Raw genomic sequence first — 1,846 nt, forward strand, 5'->3', positions numbered from 1 at the left:
GCCCGTCCTTTTTGGACGGGCGGGACGCCCATCCCACTTTCAAGAGTGGAAGTTATTTAATTCTCATTCCTAATTGAAAACATACATTTCCTTTTTTAGTCCTAATTATTCGATCGCCCCAAATAGGATGCTCCTATTGACATGAGAAATTTTTAGGAGTAAAAATAGTAAAAATAAATACGATCGCACTTTAAGCACCATCTTTAAACACAATGACACCCAACAAACTACATTTCCTCGGATGGTTATTCATTGTTAGCTGGCTGAGTGCAGCGGCGGGTTCGGCCAAGGCGCAACCCATCGCCCCCGCACCAGATGGCACTAACACAGTTGTCACTCCCAACGGCAACCGCTACGACATTTCCGGGGGGGCCTTCAGCGGAGATGGGGCTAATCTTTTTCACAGTTTTACTCAGTTTGGCCTCAGCGAGGCTGAAACGGCTAACTTTTTGACCAATCCCAATATTCAAAATATTTTGGGAAGGATTACTGGGGGTAATCCTTCTTTAATAAATGGCTTAATTCAAGTTACGGGCGGGAATTCCAATTTATTTTTGATGAATCCTGCTGGCATGATTTTCGGGCCGAATGCCACTCTCAACGTGCCTGGATCTTTTAATGCTACTACGGCGACAGGGATTGGTTTTGGGAAGAATCAGTGGTTTAGTGCGATCGGCAATAACAATTGGGCAACATTAATCGGGACACCGAACAGTTTTGCGTTTACAAATTTGCCAGGGGGAAGCATAATTAATGCAGGCAATCTGACGGTGACACCAGGTAAAAGTTTAAGTTTGATCGGCGGTACGGTTGTCAATATTGGTCAGGTAAATGCGCCTAGCGGCAATATTATCATCAGCGCCGTACCGGGTAACAATTTGGTGCGGATTAGTCAAGCTGGAAATTTATTGAGCTTGGATATTCAGCCGACAGCAAATCACACTTCGCTGCCAAACAATTGGACGCAGCCAGTATTATCTTTGCCGGAGTTGCTGACTGGACAAGGTGTGGCACAGGCCACGGGTTTGACGGTAAATCCCAATGGCGAAATTGTGTTAACGGGGAATGCTGCTGTGCCCGTAACTGCGGGAACTGCGATCGCATCCGGCACTCTCAATGTCTCTGGCAACACTGGCGGTAGTGTAAATATTTTAGGCGACAAAGTAGGAGTTATTGCAGGCAATATCGATGCTTCTGGGATTAACGGTGGGGGTAATGTACTGATTGGCGGAGATTATCAGGGTTTGGGGACTGTGCCCAATGCTGCGCGGACTTTTGTCAGCAGCGACTCGACGATTAATGCTGATGCTATTAGTAATGGGAATGGCGGGCGAGTCATAGTTTGGGCGGATGAAACTACTCGCTTTCATGGCAATATTACGGCCAGAGGTGGCTTGGTTTCTGGGAATGGGGGCTTTGCGGAAGTGTCTGGAAAGCAATGGCTGGATTTTCAAGGATTAGTTGATTTGCGATCGACCTTTGGGATTGCTGGTACCTTATTGTTAGATCCTACTGATATTACTATTGTCGAAGGTCCGAATAATGTTCCTGCGGGGCCAGGATTTGTTGACTCCGGCCCTCCTTCTGTGATTAATAATGGGAGGCTGCAAGCACAGCTAAATGTGGGAAATGTTACTATTTCTACTGCGTCAGGTAATACGGAGCAAGGCAATATTAACGTTGACGCACCGATCGCTTGGACTAATAAGAATTCGCTGACTCTGAATGCGAATAATAATATTAATATTAATAATACCACTATCACCACTCAATACTCCGGACAGTTTTTAAATAGGGATGCTTACGCAATAAAGCACAGAAGCGAAAAAACTGAGTGCTATCTGAA

Annotated in this window: 1 protein-coding gene; it reads left to right on the forward strand. The window is 45.6% G+C overall.

All coding sequences use genetic code 11. The features are described from left to right. Positions 1-212 precede the first annotated feature (212 nt). The coding region (locus QT987_RS29645; RefSeq protein ID WP_333247057.1) for a two-partner secretion domain-containing protein at positions 213-1,846 on the forward strand (1,634 nt) is incomplete at its 3' end.

Source organism: Microcoleus sp. SVA1B4 (genome assembly GCF_036700545.1).
In the GTDB taxonomy this organism is placed as follows: Bacteria; Cyanobacteriota; Cyanobacteriia; order Cyanobacteriales; family Microcoleaceae; genus Microcoleus.